The sequence below is a fragment of the Candidatus Hoaglandella endobia genome, assembly GCF_900044015.1.
Taxonomy (GTDB): Bacteria; Pseudomonadota; Gammaproteobacteria; order Enterobacterales; family Enterobacteriaceae; genus Hoaglandella; species Hoaglandella endobia.
On sequence record NZ_LN999835.1, the window covers coordinates 525936 to 541973 of the forward strand.

Consider the following 16038-nt stretch of genomic DNA (forward strand, 5'->3'; position numbering starts at 1 on the left):
ATAAATATTAATATTTTATAATTCTTAGATTATAGAGGAGATAAGAGGTAATGCAAGTGATTTTACTTGATAAACTTGCTAAGTTGGGTAATTTAGGTGAACAAGTTAATGTTAAAGCTGGTTATGCACGTAATTTCTTATTCCCCAATGGGAAAGCCGTATCGGCTACTAAAAAAAACGTAGAATATTTCTTAGCGCGTCGTGCTGAGCTTGAAGCAAAACTAGCTGAAATTAAGGCGCTGGCTGTAGCTCGCGCTAAAAAAATTACTGAACTGGGCAACGTCACCATTACTTCTAAGGCTGGTAATGAAGGTAAATTATTCGGCTCTATAGGTACTAAAAATATTGCCGAGGCGATTACTGCAGCCGGAGTTAATGTTGCTAAAAGTGAAATTCGTCTAACAAATGGTATTTTGCGCACTATTGGACATCATGAAGTGCGCATCCAAGTACATAGCGAAGTTTTCGCTAGCCTAAATGTAATAGTAGTAGCTGATTGTAGTAGCTGAATATAGAGATAATAACCAACCAGCTGTGATATAATTACTAGGGTTGACCTACCCCTTACCAGTTGTAAGGTTATTTATTTTGAGCACGTTCAAAAGAAGACATAATTATTGCCTTGGCGGCTTCGGCGTTTTTCCAGCCGTTAACCTTAACCCATTTACCAGCTTCTAGATCTTTGTAGCGCTCAAAAAAGTGAGTAATTTGCGCCCGTAATAATGGCGGTAGATCATAAATATCTTGAATATGATCATATTCGTTTGATAATTTTGTGTGCGGTACAGCTATAAGCTTAGCGTCTTCACCTGATTCATCAGTCATATTCAGTACGCCTAACGGGCGGCAGCGGACTACTGAGCTAGGCTGCAGTGGATAACGCGTGGGCACGAGAACATCAACTGGATCGCCATCAGACGACAGCGTCTGGTTGATATAGCCGTAATTGCAAGGGTAGAACATCGCAGTAGACATGAAACGATCCACAAACAGAGCGCCGCTTTCTTTATTAATTTCATATTTAATGGGATTAGCATTAGCCGGAATTTCGGTGATCACATAGATATCTTCTGGTAGATCTTTACCGGCTGGTACCTGATTCAAACTCATGTTCTTTCCTTAAGAAGCCAAATTAAGCTGATATGATAACAGCTTGTGCCTATGTATGTGTAGTTATATCTAATTTTTTACTATTTCCGTTGCTTTTTAGTGCAACGTGCAAAAAGTCAATTAAGTACTGCGCCTAGCGCTTTACCATGCGCTAGGCGCAGTATTATCCGTTTCCCACCACGATGCATTTTAGATACTTTACTTATCTTAGTTACCTTTCTTAGTTACCTTTTGTTTTTTTATGCTAATGTCCCTGATAACTAGCACAGTATTCACTATAACGTTACTAGGCTTTTATTAAAAAAAATAATTAGGTTTATAATTAATACGTTATTATATTAAAGGAAATATGTTGCAAACGCCAATTAAGTTGAAAGGTGGTAATTTTACTTTATCGGTAATTCATATTTATGATGTGCAACCAGATGAACTTCGTCGGGCAATAGAGGATAAAGTCGAACAGGTACCCGGCTTTTTAAAAAATGCTCCGGTTGTTATCAACGTTGCCGCTCTTGGCCCTGAAACGAGCTGGTACGAACTATCTCAAGCAGTGCTGTCCACCGGCATACATGTAGTCGGTATCAGCGGATGTAGTAATAATGTGTTAAAACAGGCGATCATTCGTAGTGGCTTTCCGTTATTAAACGAAGGAAAAACAGTTCAATATAGTGTTCCTCAACCTACACAGACGGTTAAGACCAGGCTGATCAATACTCCGATACGCTCTGGACAGCAAATTTACGCCCATAACAGCGATCTTATCGTAACCAGTAGCGTGAGTGCCGGCGCTGAGCTTATCGCCGACGGTAATATACATATTTATGGTATGATGCGGGGTCGAGCGCTAGCCGGCGCCTCTGGTGATGAGACATGTCAGATATTCTGTACCCACTTTTTCCCTGAGCTCGTATCTATTGCCGGCCAGTATTGGTTAAGCCAGCAAATTCCGGCTGCGTTTTCAGGTAACGCAGCAAGGTTGTGCTTGCAGGATGGCATGCTTACCATTAATTTTTTAATTTAGCCTTAACAAGGAATTTCTTCATGGCACGCATTATAGTAGTTACTTCTGGTAAAGGAGGCGTTGGTAAAACTACATCTAGCGCTGCTATCGCTACTGGATTAGCCCGCAAAGGAAAGAAAACCGTCGTGATTGATTTTGATATCGGGCTGCGTAACCTAGACTTGATTATGGGCTGTGAACGCCGGGTTGTCTACGATTTTATCAATGTTATTCAGGGAGAAGCAACCTTTTATCAGGCGCTGATTAAAGATAAAAGGACCGAAAACTTATATATCCTACCTGCGTCACAAACGCGGGATAAAGATGCTTTAACCCGTGAAGGTGTAGAAACAGTACTAAATAATTTAAGCTCGATAAATTTTGATTTTGTGGTCTGTGATTCGCCAGCCGGCATCGAGACCGGTGCTCTAATGGCACTTTATTTCGCTGATGAAGCCATCATTACTACCAACCCAGAAGTTTCATCAGTACGTGACTCAGACCGTATTTTGGGCCTATTGTCTTCTAAATCACGCCGTGCAGAAAATAACATGGAGCCAATTAAGGAGCATTTATTACTCACCCGATATAATCCACGGCGCGTGAGTATTGGTGATATGTTGAGCATGGAGGACGTCATTGAAATTTTGCGTATCCCTCTAGTAGGGGTGATCCCTGAGGATCAATCGGTATTACGGGCTTCTAATCAGGGTGTGTCAGTAATTCTCGACGAGAAGTCTGATGCCGGCCAGGCCTATTCAGATATGGTTGATCGCTTGTTAGGAGAAGAACGTTCCTTTCGCTTCATTGAAGAAGCGAAAAAAGGATTACTGAAACGCCTATTTAGGGGATAAGAAGTATATGGTCTTACTACTTGATTTTTTGCTCTTCCGTAAAAAAAATACAGCAAACATAGCTAAGGAACGGCTACAAATTATCGTTGCAGAGCGTCGCAAAGGATATCACGAACCGCACTATCTGCCACAGCTAAAACTTGATCTGCTTGAGGTCATATGTAAATATGTAAAAATTGATTCAAATATGCTTTCTATCCAGCTGGAGCAAAGAGATGACGAAATCTCCATTTTGGAGTTTAACGTTATGCTTCCGGAAGAAGAAAGCATAAAATAAAATCTTTATGCTATTAGCCTCTTGCTACTACACAAAGAGTGACGCTGCCTTAATTTAATTAATATCGATTACTCTATCTCGATCTCTCTCATGAGATTAGACTGGACAGGGTTACAACTTAGCCCCGACCAGGCAATTTTTTCCACATCACATCATTATGCAGATAGTTTGGTTGCACCAAGGCTGCCTGTTGGGCACCACCACGACAAAAAAGATACAGAGCCAACGGCAGTATATCGCGCGCACTCGGCAATAGCGTATGACCAGGTATAAGCTGTAACCGATTATCGCTGCTCATTAATGTCGGATATATCTGCCAGCCAGTACCAGCGGTGGCCCAGCATCCCGTGATATGAGCATTTAGCACCGCCAAGACAGCTGGTGTTGCTATCGTCTCGCTTTCTTCTCCGAGCCACTTGCCCTCAGCCTGACGTTGATACTGCGCCCAATAGACCTTGCCCATATGCGCATTAATAGCGGTCAATATCTGGCTGACGCCGGTCTGGCGCCAGGCGCCCTCGGCTACTGTTGCCAAAGTCGATATGCCGATAAGCGGCAGATCGGCCCCCAGCGCCAGTCCCTGGGCAATGCCGATACCAATGCGTACGCCAGTAAAACTGCCGGGGCCGCGGCTGAAAGCCAGCGCATCAAGTTCCTTCAGTTTAATTCCTGCCTCCGCTAGTAAGCTATCGACCATTGGTAATATACGTTGTGTGTGTTCGCGTGGGGCAACGACATAACGCTCAAGCAAGAGACAATCTTCCATCAGTGCTGCGGAACAGGCTTCAGTCGCGGTATCAATGGCTAAAATACGAGTAGACATGCTAAACCTCAAATGAAAGTAAGCGGATCTATGCGTAGATCATCTATTATATTAGATATATTATAATATAAACAATTAGTTATAAAAAATAATAGAGACCCTACTTAATAGTACAGCTAAGCTTAGGATCCTATAAAAGTTGGTTTTGTTATTTCCTAAAAACTGATAACGCATGACGTTTATGCTCAGCAATGCGGCAGATTTTACTCCCATTCATGCAGTCTGGGAGAAAACTCGGTTGAGGCTGGGGATCATTTTGGAAAGAGTGAGGTTCTTTTTACAAAGAAGTATCCGCATCTTCTTTGTGGTTACAGTGCGTGAAGACCATTTCGCCGGTGTGGTTAGCGCGTAGTTCTCTTGCAACCTGAATAATAGCCTTACTACTACTCATCCCACGGGCCATCAATGCCTGAATACGCTCGACGGCTTTTTGCTGTTGTTCATATGTTAATATATGAGTGATGTTATTTAACATAAATCTTTCTGGATAACGTAACTTGGTCTAAGTATCTCATAGCGTAACCGGTTATGCCATGAGTTTCTTCCTGTCTTGGAAGATCATTTTTTCCTGACAGGGGTATATCGATACCATTTAAGATGCTATTTAAATTTATAGTTCAGGCTGACCGCAATCCAGTTAGTGGTCAATTATCAGCAATCAATACGCTGAACGCTAAATACCGATAAAACTAGCCCTGATGGCTCTAAGAATAGCTAGCCTAGACGGTCCTTTTCAGGCCGCAGCTCTCTTTCTACTTAATTAGTATCTATTATCTACTCATCTTGATCGATGAATTCGCTAGTAATCGCTTCTAGTACGTCCGGCGGCGTAATTAGTCCCTGAATAACGCCTAATTTATTAGTAACTATCACCATGCTGCCTTTCGCCCGGTGTAATTCTTCTAGCAGTTTTAATACGTCCATTGCTTCAGGAACCACAATAGCAGGATTAGCAGCGGCATAAGCTTTGACCTGCTCCCCATTGGTCAACTTTATTAGAAGGTCTTTAGCACGCACGATACCGATTAGTTGATCGAGCTCACCGTCGCAAACCGGGAACATATTATGCGGCTTCTCTATCAATATCTCACGCAATTCCTCGATGGGACTCTGGGCGTCAAGCCAGTTTATCTCATTACGCGATGTCATTATGCTGCGCAGCGTGCGCGATGCCAGAGACAGTACCCCAGTTATCATATTATACGCTTCAGTAACTTGTTCTTGTTTAAACTTCTCGGATATTGCATCGTTACAGGTATTGCCTTGCGTATTGCTGCTTATTAGTTTTATAATGGTTTCAGCTGTACGTTCACGCATTAGCTTGGTAGATTGGTTCTTAATAAAATTGCGGCGCGCGATCTGGTTGAATAATTCAATTATAATCGAAAAACCGATGGCGGCATACAGATAGCCCTTCGGAAGTTGAAAACCAAAACCTTCAGCGATGAGGCTGAATCCGATCATCAGCAAGAAGCTCAGAAATAGTACTACCACCGGTTGATTACGCTTGACAAAGCGGGTCAGCGCCCGTGATGCGAAAAGCATAATCGACATGGCGATGATCACAGCCATCATCATCACCGGCAAATTATTTACTATCCCCACCGCTGTGATAATCGCATCTAAAGATAATACCGCGTCCAGGATGACTATCTGCACAACTACAGCCCAGAAACCGCTGTGGCCGCGGCCAGAATTGCTGTCTTGTTCTTTATTTTCTAGGCGCTCATGCAGTTCGGTAGTAGCCTTGAACAATAAGAAGGTACCCCCAAGTATTAAAATAATATCGCGGCCGGAAAAAGAGAATGTGCTGAAGCTAAATAACTGTCTTGTTAGTGTGATCAGCCATGAAATCAATGACAGCAGCCCAAGACGCATAATCAAGGCTAAGGCTAACCCGATTACTTGTGTGCGATCGCGCTTTCTAGGCGGTAATTTATCCGCCAGGATCGCAATAAAGACCAAGTTGTCGATACCTAGCACGATCTCTAATACAATCAAGATCAGTAGTCCTAACCACATTGAGGGGTTTAATAAGAGTTCCATCACAGACTCCGTAACTTATTCAGGCTGAAATTGTTGACAGAATTAATCCGTATCTATTGCAGGCAATAGGCAAACTGTTTTGGGGAGCTAAATCAAAAATTACGAAAAACAAGGCGTCGGCGTATCTCACCAGTGAGAGGATCATATTGACAGTAATAGTAGAAAAAAAGATTGATTAAATGGCTTCGGTGACAGTCCATTGGATGGCTGCATGCTCCTTTTTAAAGGAGCTTACTATATCAGTGATTATCAGTCGTGCACAAAAATTTTTTATTTTCAACTATGTTAGTTCTTCTTAACTACACTCTTTATGTGTATATATGTAATTATGCCAGTTTCAGTAACTAAAGAAAATAACTGAGCGTCATCAATTTTTTTTATTTTAACATATTAATATATTAAAAAAGTTTAGATTTACCTATATGATAGACCAAACTGATAATTATTGAAGCATGCAGATTAAGCTGCATGTTATTATTCTACCAAAGAATGATGGCTTTTAGCCCATCACCCATATGATCAATAGAGGAGATATCCAGTGAGTATTGCTATTATTATTGGCACTCACGGTTCAGCAGCTAAGCAATTGCTAAAAACGGCTGAAATGATTTTAGGCGCACAAGAAAACGTTGCCTGGATTGATTTCGTTCCCGGCGAAAATGCTGAAACACTAATTGAAAAATATAACTCCCATCTAGCAGATCTTGATACTACGGCTGGTGTCTTATTTATGGTTGATACTTGGGGAGGTAGCCCATTTAATGCAGCCAGCCGGATAGTCATTGATAAAGAAAACTATGAAGTTGTGACCGGCGTAAATATTCCTATGCTAACTGAAACTTTTATGTCGCGCGACGATAATCCTTCCTTTCAGGAGTTAGTCTGCATTGCAGTGGAAACCGGACGTACTGGGGTAAAAGCGCTAAAGACACCAGAACCAGAGCAAGCTGAACCGGACATGCGGATAACCGCAGCACCCAAGCCGGTTTTTTCAGGTAAAAGAAGCCATCTGACTATAGGTCTTGCACGCATTGATGACCGTTTGATTCACGGTCAGGTGGTAACCCGATGGATAAAAGAAACTAATATAAAACGTATCATTGTGGTCAGCGACGAAGTCGCTAAGGATACCATCCGTAAAACACTGCTTACTCAGGTCGCTCCTCCTGGGGTAACTGCACATGTTGTAGATGTAGCGAAAGCGATTCGCGTTTACGACAATCCGCAATATGCCAATGACCGAGTGATGTTATTATTTACTAATCCAACTGATGTGGTTCGATTGGTAGAAGGCGGTGTTAGGATCACCTCAGTAAATATTGGCGGTATGGCCTATTACAAAGGGAAAACGCAGGTGAACAATGCGGTATCAGTAGACGATAAAGATATCGAGGCATTTAAAAAACTCAATGACCTTGGAATTGAACTGGAAGTACGCAAAGTGTCCAGCGATTCCCCGTTGAAGATGATGGATTTAATTAAAAAACTTGGTCACTAATAAGCAGCGCGCTAAATAATTACCCTTGCGAGCATGAGGAACAGTATAGATGGAAATTACCACACTTCAAATTGCGCTCATATTTGTCATTGCCTGTATCGCAGGCATGGGGTCTATTCTTGACGAATTTCAGTTTCATCGTCCGTTGGTAACTTGTACCTTAATTGGCTTAGTCCTGGGCGATATGAAAACCGGAATCATCATTGGGGGGACGTTGGAAATGATCGCGCTGGGCTGGATGAATATCGGCGCCGCTGTGGCGCCTGATGCAGCATTGGCTTCTATCATTTCTACCATTTTGGTTATTGCCGGTAATCAGAGCATCGGTGCTGGTATTGCGCTGGCTATACCGCTAGCCGCTGCCGGTCAGGTGTTGACTATTATTGTACGTACTATTACCGTAGCCTTCCAGCATGCCGCTGACAGTGCTGCAGAACGCGGTAATCTTACTGCCCTAAGCTGGATTCATATTTCTGCGTTGGTGTTGCAGGCGATGCGTATCGCCATTCCCACAGTAATAGTTAGCATGTCGGTAGGTACTGAAGCCGTGCACAATATGCTTAGTTCAATTCCAGAAGTTATTACCAATGGTCTGAATATCGCCGGCGGTATGATTGTCGTCGTTGGTTATGCCATGATCATTAATATGATGCGCGCAGGTTATCTAATGCCGTTCTTTTATTTAGGCTTCGTTACCGCCGCTTTCACTAGCTTCAATTTAATCGCGCTGGGCGTCATCGGCGTTGTGATGGCTATCCTTTATATTCAGCTTAGCCCGCGCTATAATCGGTTAGCAGGACAGGCTGTAACGATGCAAAGTGCCAATAATCTTGATAACGAACTTGATTAATAGTAGGTGAGAGAAATGATCGATACTACAGCGATAGGTCAAAAGAAATTAACGCGCGGCGATGTACGCGGCGTATTCATGCGATCGAACCTTTTCCAAGGATCATGGAACTTTGAACGTATGCAGGCGCTAGGTTTTTGTTTTTCCATGGTGCCGGTGATTCGGCGACTGTATCCAGAAAATAATGATAATCGTAAACAGGCAATTAAACGCCATCTGGAGTTTTTTAATACTCATCCTTACGTTGCTGCTCCGGTACTGGGCGTAACTATGGCGATGGAAGAGCAGCGCGCTAATGGGGCATCAATAGACGATGCTGCCATTAACGGCCTGAAGATCGGGCTGATGGGACCGCTAGCAGGCGTCGGCGACCCCATTTTCTGGGGTACCGTACGGCCAGTATTCGCCGCCCTCGGTGCTGGCATCGCTATGAGCGGCAGTTTACTCGGTCCCTTATTATTTTTTGTTCTTTTCAATTTAGTACGGTTAATAACCCGTTATTATGGTGTGGCGTACGGTTACCGTAAGGGGATTAATATTGTTAACGATATGGGCGGTTGCTTACTGCAAAAAATGACAGAAGGGGCATCAATTCTCGGGTTATTTGTTATGGGCGCGCTGGTAAATAAATGGACCCACGTAAATATTCCATTTGTTGTATCGCGCATTACCAATGCTGAAGGTAAAACTACTATTACCACCATCCAGTCTATTCTGGACCAGTTAATGCCAGGTTTGGTACCACTTGTGCTTACTTTTGGCTGTATGTGGCTGTTGCGCCATAAAATAAATGCACTATGGATTATTATGGGCTTCTTTATCATCAGTATTTTCGGCTATTGGACCGGTTTGCTTGGTCTTTAATATCTGTCATAATGTTAAAAATCCGGGGTTAAATTTACCTCGATTTTGATTGTTGTGTTTAATAAAACAGTTTTTTTATTCATAAAAAACTACTACCTTCTTTCTTCTTTATAGGATTAAAGCAACCCCTTTCCCCCGTAGGAGAATGGGCCAACGGGGGAAATAATATTAATTACCAGCTGCTAATTATTCTATTTATCCTATTATCGCTGTGAACTGAATTTATTCACAGGGCAGTTACATTAACGGCTGAAGGGCCTTTCTGGCCATCTTGGATTTCGAATTCGACATTTTGTCCTTCAATCAGAGTTTTAAAGCCATTACCTTGAATAGCAGAAAAGTGAACAAACACATCTTTACTACCATCGGCCGGAGTGATAAAACCAAAACCTTTAGACTCATTGAACCACTTCACTTGACCTTTGATCTTTGCCATCTTGCATATTTCCTTTATAGTGTTGAAATCGCTTTTTATCGATACAGAGATAAACTGGAGTCGTTACTGCTTGAGGCACTACAATGAAGCGGTATGCAACGAATTCGTCTACACGCAAAACTTCTTTACTGAAAATGCTACTCATATACAGAACTATACCTAATTTTACCCAACTGCTTTATCACATACTCTGTAATCAATGGCAAGCCATTTTTAATTATAATCGATGATTATCGTACATGCTGAGTATCTAAACTAGACCAAATATCGTGGGTTAACCTTTGCTTAGGTTGCCAAAAGAGGGCATAATAGGTTATTTACCCCCTGATTTATAGTTTATTATTTGTTCCTCTCATATCATTCATCAATCTGTCTGCGCTAACAGTGTAGCGTAATTATAAGCCAACCGGTTTTCAGATTGTACCGCTAGACGAAAATATCAGTATCGATAAAAACTGCATATATAATCATGGGTTAAATGATAAAACTACAATGTAAGCGAGGGCAGACATGAGCTTTATTTATAACTTTATTTACATATAGTTAGTTATATAGTATATATAGGTATAATATATAGGTAGATATGCTGCCTCAAGCTACAGCTGCTCCGTGCGGCAGCTGTATTATAGCTTCATGCCAGAAGGTATTATACTACTGGCCTATGATCACTAAATTTTCTCACTACATTCAATTGTAGTGCTTATTGAACATGCAAAAATTAAATTACAAGACATTTCAGAGCTTAATCCTGATACTCCAGGATTACTGGAATCAGCATAGCTGCACCATTATACAACCTCTCGATATGGAAGTTGGCGCTGGTACTTTTCATCCTATGACGTGCCTGCGGGCACTTGGTCCTGAGCCGATTGCCACCGCTTATGTACAGCCTTCACGCCGTCCAACCGACGGCCGTTACGGTGATAATCCTAATCGTTTACAGCACTACTATCAATTTCAGGTCATTATCAAACCTTCACCGGATAATATTCAAGAATTATATCTAGGTTCTCTAAAGGCAGTCGGACTAGATCCCACTATCCATGATATACGTTTTGTGGAAGATAACTGGGAAAACCTAACATTAGGCGCATGGGGACTTGGTTGGGAGGTGTGGCTCAACGGCATGGAAGTGACACAGTTTACCTATTTTCAGCAGGTGGGTGGTTTAGAATGCCGCCCAGTGACCGGCGAAATAACCTACGGGCTTGAACGTTTGGCCATGTATCTGCAGAACGTTGACAGCGTATACGATCTAGTGTGGAACGATGGTCCTCTAGGCAGCATCACCTATAGAGATGTATTCTACCAAAATGAAGTTGAGCAGTCCACCTACAACTTTGAGTATGCAGACGTAGATTTTCTATTTACCTGTTTCAAACAGTATGAAAAAGAAGCCCAACACTTGCTTTCTTTGGATAAGCCGCTGCCATTGCCTGCTTATGAGCTTATCCTTAAAGCAGCGCATAGTTTCAATCTATTGGATGCTCGTAAAGCTATTTCGATCACTGAACGTCAGAGCTATATTTTACGGATCCGTACCTTGACTAAAACTGTAGCAAAAGCCTATTACACTTCGCGTAAAATACTAGGTTTTCCTCTGTGCAAAAAGCAAAGGCAATAATGAAACAACATACTTTTTTGGTAGAAATCGGTACAGAAGAGTTACCGCCAAAATTGCTACGCACTTTAGCTGAGTCTTTTGCTACCCAAATAAGTGGCGCACTCAATGCTGCCAGTATAAGCCACGGAGAAGTAACCTGGTTCGCCGCTCCGAGTCGGTTGGCAGTTAAGGTTGCTACTCTCAACGGCGCGCAGAATGAGAGCAATATTGAAAAGCGCGGTCCTTCTATTGCCCAGGCGTTCGACGCCAGCGGTAAACCCACTAAGGCCGCTGAAGGATGGGCACGCAGTTGCGGAATTACTGTTGATAAGGCCGAACGCCTGGTTACGGATAGAGGCGAATGGTTAGCTTATCGAGCGAGGATAAAGGGACAGTCGGTGCAGACTTTACTTTGCAGTATGGTAAGCAACTCGCTAGCTAAGTTACCAATCCCCCAAATGATGCGCTGGGGTGACAAAGAGACACAATTCATTCGTCCAGTCCACACTGTAACCCTACTGCTTGATGACCAGCTGATTCCGGGCAATGTGCTCGGAATTAACATAGATCGAATGTTACGTGGTCATCGCTTTATGGGCGAACGGGAACTCTATCTAGAACACGCCAATCATTATCCCCAAATTCTGTTGGAACGCGGTCGGGTAATGGCAGACTACTACCAGCGTAAGGAGAAGATTCGCCGTGATGTAAAAGTGGCTGCCGAGCGGATAGGCGGCATTGTCGATCTAAGTGAAGGTTTACTAGAAGAAGTAACTTCGCTGGTGGATTGGCCAGTGGTGCTTACCGCATGCTTTGAAGAAAAATTTCTTGTAGTTCCGTCGGAAGCACTAGTGTCTACCATGAAAGGTGACCAAAAATATTTTCCGGTATATAACGCCGTAGGCAAGCTTCTGCCGCATTTTATTTTTGTTGCTAATATTGAATCAAAAGATCCACAGCAAATCATTGCTGGAAATGAAAAGGTTGTGCGTCCGCGTTTTGCCGATGCAGAGTTTTTCTTTAATACTGATCGTAAAAAAAGGCTCGAGGACCGCTTGCAGTGCCTAGATACAGTTTTATTCCAGCAAAAGCTCGGCACCATGCGTGAGAAGAGCGATCGTATTAGCTCATTAGCAGCCTGGATAGCCAGGCAGATTGGCGCAGATGTGCCGCAAGCGGCGCGTGCTGGCCTACTTTGCAAATGTGATTTAATGACCAATATGGTATTTGAGTTTACTGAGATTCAAGGCGTCATAGGCATGCATTATGCCCGACAAGATGGTGAGCCAGAAGCAGTGGCGTTGGCTCAAAAAGAGCAGTATCAGCCACGCTTCTCCGGCGATGTACTGCCTAGTAATATCGTATCTTGTTCGGTTGCTATCGCCGATAAGATGGATAACCTAGCAGGCATATTTGCTATCGGGCAACATCCGAGTGGGGATAAAGATCCTTTTGCCTTGCGTCGTGCTGCGCTTGGCGTATTGCGCATCATCGTAGAAAAACAGCTGCCGTTGGACTTGCAAACTCTAACAGAAGAAGCAGTAAGGCTATATGGCGATAACCATATCAAAAATAAGGTAGTAAATGATATCATCGACTTTATGTTCAGTCGTTTATTTGCCTGGTATCAGGAAAAGGGAAACAGCGTCGATACTATTCAGTCGGTTTTAGCCAGACGCCCGACCTGCCCATTAGACTGTGACGCCCGTATACGCGCAGTAAGCTACTTTCGTACCCTAGATGAAGCGGCTTTGCTGGCTTCTGCCAACAAACGAGTTTTGAATATATTGGCTAAAGCCAACGATAGAGTTCAGAAGAATCTGCTGAATACCTGCCTCCTTAAAGAGCCGGCAGAAATCAAGCTAGCTACTCACTTGGTAGTACTGCGAGAAAAACTACAACCATTGTTAGAGGCAAGGCGCTATCAAGAAGCGCTCTTAGAACTGGCGGCGCTGCGCGAGTCGGTAGATAACTTTTTTGATAGCGTTATGGTAATGACGGATGATCCTGAGATGCGAATAAATCGTCTAACGCTGCTCGATGAGCTACGTAAGCTATTTTGGCAAGTGGCGGATATTTCGTTACTGCAGATTTAGGCAGCTCGTCTCTGGCATCCAATCTAAGGAATAGGATGATATATTATCAGGTAATCCGGAATATCAAGCATGATTAAAACGGGCAGCTACTTCGTCCCAATTTAATACGTTCCAGAACGATTTGATATAGTCCAGACGTCGGTTCTGATATTTTAGATAGTAAGCATGTTCCCACACATCTATTCCTAAGATTGGGTAACCTGACACACCAGAAATAGCTTTCCCCATTAATGGGTTATCCTGGTTAGCAGTAGAAACTACTGACAGTTTACCGTCTTTTTTTACAAGCCATGCCCAACCTGAACCAAAATGCGTCGCAGCAGCTTTCTCAAATGACTCTCTGAATGATTCAACACTACCAAAATCACGTTTGATAGCGATTTTTAATTCACCGTTCAAGGTAGTACCTATCTTTAATCCTTTCCAGAACATGCTATGGTTAGCATGGCCACCTGCGTTGTTACGTATCATAGTGTTTTTCTCTAACGGCACTTGTTCCAGTTTAGTAATGAGTTCTTCGGCTGATAATTTACTGAAATCAGGCAAGTTTTCTAGGGCAACGTTAGCATTGTTAATATAAGTCTGATGGTGTTTAGTATGATGAATTTCCATTGTTTGTTTGTCAAAATACGGTTCTAGCGCATCATAATTATAAGATAAAGCAGGTAGCGTAAAGCTCATAAAATCTCTCTATATTTATTTTTAGTAAATAGCATATATCCAAATATGTTGGATCAACCATAATATAACATATAACTAAATTGAACAATAACATATTAACAAGTGCTTTGAACGCTGTAATGCTGGTATTTTTAATGCTAGTATTTTTATTGCAAAAAAGATTGCAATGAATAAATTGGCGCAATATTAAACAACCAACCAATGTACAAGAAAATATTTTCCAGATAGCTCTACCGTAGAATAGTAGTGCAAAATACGGCTAAAAATATGCAGGCTCCCTAAGGACAGAAATAAAATTAATCAAATAAATTTATTAAAATCACTAGTGACAGTAAGCTCTATTACGCTATTTTCCCGAGTATTAGGATTCATTCGCGACACTATTATAGCGCGGTTATTTGGCGCTGGTATGGCCAGTGATGCCTTTTTTGTTGCCTTCAAGATTCCTAATTTACTACGGCGTATCTTCGCTGAAGGTGCTTTTTCACAGGCATTTATTCCTATTTTGACGGAATACAAAAATAAAAAGGGACAGAAGGCAACGCAGTTGTTTGTCACTTATATTGTTGGTATCTTGACATTAATACTGGCGTTAGTGACCCTAACTGGTACTCTAACTGCACCTTGGATCATTATGGTGACTGCCCCAGGTTTTACCGATACGCCTGAAAAATTTGCTCTAACTACTAAGTTATTACGCGTCACTTTTCCTTATATTTTTCTCATTTCTCTTACCTCAATGGTAAGCGCAGTGCTTAATACCTGGAACCAGTTTTCGGTGCCAGCTTTTGCGCCAACGCTGCTTAATGTTAGTATAATTACCTTTACGTTACTAGCAGCACCGCTGTTCCAGCCGCCGGTTATGGCGTTGGCCTGGGCCATAGTTGCCGGTGGCATCTTGCAATTGAGCTATCAACTACCGTATCTAAAAAAAATTGGTATGCTTGTATTACCACGATTAAAGTTACGCGATCCAGGTATTTGGCGTGTACTGCAGCATATGGGGCAAGCTATTATCGGGGTATCGGTTAGTCAAATCTCACTCATTATCAATACGATTTTTGCTTCTTTTTTAGAGGCTGGTTCGGTATCTTGGATGTATTACGCCGACCGATTGATGGAATTTCCTTCTGGGGTGCTCGGTGTTGCTCTAGGGACTATACTATTACCCTCACTGTCGCACAGTTTTATCCGAAGTAATCATGAAGAATACTCCTGTCTGCTGGATTGGGGACTGCGTCTGTGTTTCATGTTGGCACTGCCAAGTTCAGTGGCACTGGGGATCTTGGCGCATCCGTTGACGATAGCGTTGTTTCAGTATGGAAATTTTTCTTCTTTTGACGCTTTGATGACCCAGCATGCGTTAATAGCCTATGCGGTAGGACTAATTGGCCTTATTTTGGTCAAAGTTCTAGCACCAAGTTTTTATTCTTGCCAAGATATTAAAACGCCAGTATGCGTCGCCATGTTCACGCTAGTGATGACACAATTAATGAATTTTACTTTAATTGGACCAATGAAACATGTTGGTTTATCGCTTTCTATCGGCCTAGCTGCCTGCATTAATGCTTTATTACTATATTGGCAACTACGTCGAAAAAAGCTTTTTTATCCTCAGCCAGGATGGAGCTATTTTTTTGTGCGTTTATTGCTAGCAGTCGTTGTTATGGCTGCTGTTTTGGTTGGAATGCTATCGTTAATGCCAGACTGGGCGCAGGGCGGTATGTCCTGGCGTCTAATGCGTTTGATAGCAGTGGTGATGGTAGGTATAATCGTCTATTTTTTGATGCTATGGTTAGTAGGATTTCGAACAAAACACTTTATGCGCTCGGTGCAGACTAACTAAATTTTTGTTCTTTTGTTCCTTAGATATAAAATATTCTAGTGCCTTTGTATAGGA

15 protein-coding genes and 1 pseudogene are annotated in these 16038 nt (G+C 42.4%); 10 read left to right on the forward strand and 6 right to left on the reverse strand.

Annotated features, from left to right (window positions below; translation table 11 throughout):
* Positions 1-50 precede the first annotated feature (50 nt).
* A complete protein-coding gene (gene rplI / locus A4A70_RS02370; protein ID WP_067568087.1) occupies positions 51-509 on the forward strand; it encodes a 50S ribosomal protein L9 in 459 nt (152 codons plus the stop codon).
* 70 nt (positions 510-579) lie between these two features.
* Here rplI and ppa read toward each other — a convergent pair whose 3' ends face one another.
* On the reverse strand, positions 580-1110 hold the full coding sequence (gene ppa, locus A4A70_RS02375; RefSeq protein ID WP_067568089.1) for an inorganic diphosphatase: 531 nt from the start codon (positions 1108-1110) through the stop codon (positions 580-582).
* A 349-nt stretch (positions 1111-1459) separates the two neighbouring features.
* On the opposite strand from ppa, the gene minC reads away from it, so the two are divergent.
* The 3 genes from minC to minE are packed head-to-tail and all read left to right on the forward strand — an operon-like array spanning position 1460 to position 3241.
* A complete protein-coding gene (gene minC / locus A4A70_RS02380; protein ID WP_067568091.1) occupies positions 1460-2131 on the forward strand; it encodes a septum site-determining protein MinC in 672 nt (223 codons plus the stop codon).
* 20 nt (positions 2132-2151) lie between these two features.
* Positions 2152-2964 carry a septum site-determining protein MinD gene (gene minD / locus A4A70_RS02385; RefSeq protein ID WP_067568093.1) on the forward strand — a complete coding sequence of 271 codons (813 nt, stop codon included), beginning with the start codon at positions 2152-2154 and terminating at the stop codon, positions 2962-2964.
* Positions 2965-2971: 7 nt separating this feature from the next.
* The gene (minE, locus tag A4A70_RS02390; protein WP_067568095.1) at positions 2972-3241 is read left to right on the forward strand and encodes a cell division topological specificity factor MinE; all 270 of its coding nucleotides are present in this window, start codon (positions 2972-2974) and stop codon (positions 3239-3241) included.
* 118 nt (positions 3242-3359) lie between these two features.
* Here the strand turns inward: minE and tsaB are convergent, their stop codons facing one another.
* The 3 genes and pseudogenes from tsaB to A4A70_RS02405 all read right to left on the reverse strand — a co-directional run.
* The gene (gene tsaB, locus A4A70_RS02395; RefSeq protein ID WP_067568097.1) at positions 3360-4064 is read right to left on the reverse strand and encodes a tRNA (adenosine(37)-N6)-threonylcarbamoyltransferase complex dimerization subunit type 1 TsaB; all 705 of its coding nucleotides are present in this window, start codon (positions 4062-4064) and stop codon (positions 3360-3362) included.
* 277 nt (positions 4065-4341) lie between these two features.
* Positions 4342-4539: a YoaH family protein gene (locus A4A70_RS02400; protein ID WP_067568099.1), complete on the reverse strand. Its 198-nt coding sequence runs from the start codon at positions 4537-4539 to the stop codon at positions 4342-4344.
* 302 nt (positions 4540-4841) lie between these two features.
* A pseudogene (locus A4A70_RS02405) lies at positions 4842-6110 on the reverse strand (TerC family protein); the annotation flags it as partial.
* A 538-nt stretch (positions 6111-6648) separates the two neighbouring features.
* On the opposite strand from A4A70_RS02405, the gene manX reads away from it, so the two are divergent.
* Genes manX through A4A70_RS02420 form a run of 3 tightly spaced genes read left to right on the forward strand, consistent with a single transcriptional unit; the run spans position 6649 to position 9322 of the window.
* Positions 6649-7608, forward strand: a complete 960-nt coding sequence (manX, locus tag A4A70_RS02410; RefSeq protein WP_067568101.1) for a PTS mannose transporter subunit IIAB — start codon at positions 6649-6651, stop codon at positions 7606-7608.
* A 49-nt stretch (positions 7609-7657) separates the two neighbouring features.
* On the forward strand, positions 7658-8458 hold the full coding sequence (locus tag A4A70_RS02415; protein ID WP_067568103.1) for a PTS mannose/fructose/sorbose transporter subunit IIC: 801 nt from the start codon (positions 7658-7660) through the stop codon (positions 8456-8458).
* Between the two features lie 15 nt (positions 8459-8473).
* Complete coding sequence (locus A4A70_RS02420; RefSeq protein WP_067568105.1) at positions 8474-9322, forward strand: PTS mannose transporter subunit IID; 849 nt, start codon at positions 8474-8476, stop codon at positions 9320-9322.
* A 226-nt stretch (positions 9323-9548) separates the two neighbouring features.
* On the opposite strand, the gene cspE is transcribed toward A4A70_RS02420, so the two are convergent.
* Positions 9549-9758 carry a transcription antiterminator/RNA stability regulator CspE gene (gene cspE, locus A4A70_RS02425; protein WP_067568107.1) on the reverse strand — a complete coding sequence of 70 codons (210 nt, stop codon included), beginning with the start codon at positions 9756-9758 and terminating at the stop codon, positions 9549-9551.
* Positions 9759-10467: 709 nt separating this feature from the next.
* On the opposite strand from cspE, the gene glyQ reads away from it, so the two are divergent.
* Together glyQ and glyS are read left to right on the forward strand one after the other, a co-directional pair.
* A complete protein-coding gene (gene glyQ / locus A4A70_RS02430) occupies positions 10468-11382 on the forward strand; it encodes a glycine--tRNA ligase subunit alpha (RefSeq protein WP_067568109.1) in 915 nt (304 codons plus the stop codon).
* Complete coding sequence (gene glyS, locus A4A70_RS02435) at positions 11382-13457, forward strand: glycine--tRNA ligase subunit beta (RefSeq protein WP_067568111.1); 2076 nt, start codon at positions 11382-11384, stop codon at positions 13455-13457. The genes glyQ and glyS overlap by 1 nt, the downstream gene beginning before the upstream one ends.
* A 63-nt stretch (positions 13458-13520) precedes the next feature.
* Here glyS and sodA read toward each other — a convergent pair whose 3' ends face one another.
* The gene (sodA, locus tag A4A70_RS02440; protein WP_067568113.1) at positions 13521-14138 is read right to left on the reverse strand and encodes a superoxide dismutase [Mn]; all 618 of its coding nucleotides are present in this window, start codon (positions 14136-14138) and stop codon (positions 13521-13523) included.
* A 304-nt stretch (positions 14139-14442) separates the two neighbouring features.
* Here sodA and murJ point away from each other — a divergent pair, with 304 nt between their 5' ends.
* Positions 14443-15984: a murein biosynthesis integral membrane protein MurJ gene (gene murJ / locus A4A70_RS02445; protein ID WP_067568115.1), complete on the forward strand. Its 1542-nt coding sequence runs from the start codon at positions 14443-14445 to the stop codon at positions 15982-15984.
* Positions 15985-16038: the final 54 nt, after the last annotated feature.

What these genes read in the sequence shown, in the direction of transcription:
- rplI (WP_067568087.1), top strand. Translation starts at nt 51, where the DNA reads ATGCAAGTGATTTTACTTGATAAACTTGCTAAGTTGGGTAATTTAGGT.
- ppa (WP_067568089.1), bottom strand. Translation starts at nt 1,110, where the DNA reads ATGAGTTTGAATCAGGTACCAGCCGGTAAAGATCTACCAGAAGATATC.
- minC (WP_067568091.1), top strand. Translation starts at nt 1,460, where the DNA reads ATGTTGCAAACGCCAATTAAGTTGAAAGGTGGTAATTTTACTTTATCG.
- minD (WP_067568093.1), top strand. Translation starts at nt 2,152, where the DNA reads ATGGCACGCATTATAGTAGTTACTTCTGGTAAAGGAGGCGTTGGTAAA.
- minE (WP_067568095.1), top strand. Translation starts at nt 2,972, where the DNA reads ATGGTCTTACTACTTGATTTTTTGCTCTTCCGTAAAAAAAATACAGCA.
- tsaB (WP_067568097.1), bottom strand. Translation starts at nt 4,064, where the DNA reads ATGTCTACTCGTATTTTAGCCATTGATACCGCGACTGAAGCCTGTTCC.
- A4A70_RS02400 (WP_067568099.1), bottom strand. Translation starts at nt 4,539, where the DNA reads ATGTTAAATAACATCACTCATATATTAACATATGAACAACAGCAAAAA.
- A4A70_RS02415 (WP_067568103.1), top strand. Translation starts at nt 7,658, where the DNA reads ATGGAAATTACCACACTTCAAATTGCGCTCATATTTGTCATTGCCTGT.
- A4A70_RS02420 (WP_067568105.1), top strand. Translation starts at nt 8,474, where the DNA reads ATGATCGATACTACAGCGATAGGTCAAAAGAAATTAACGCGCGGCGAT.
- cspE (WP_067568107.1), bottom strand. Translation starts at nt 9,758, where the DNA reads ATGGCAAAGATCAAAGGTCAAGTGAAGTGGTTCAATGAGTCTAAAGGT.
- glyQ (WP_067568109.1), top strand. Translation starts at nt 10,468, where the DNA reads ATGCAAAAATTAAATTACAAGACATTTCAGAGCTTAATCCTGATACTC.
- glyS (WP_067568111.1), top strand. Translation starts at nt 11,382, where the DNA reads ATGAAACAACATACTTTTTTGGTAGAAATCGGTACAGAAGAGTTACCG.
- sodA (WP_067568113.1), bottom strand. Translation starts at nt 14,138, where the DNA reads ATGAGCTTTACGCTACCTGCTTTATCTTATAATTATGATGCGCTAGAA.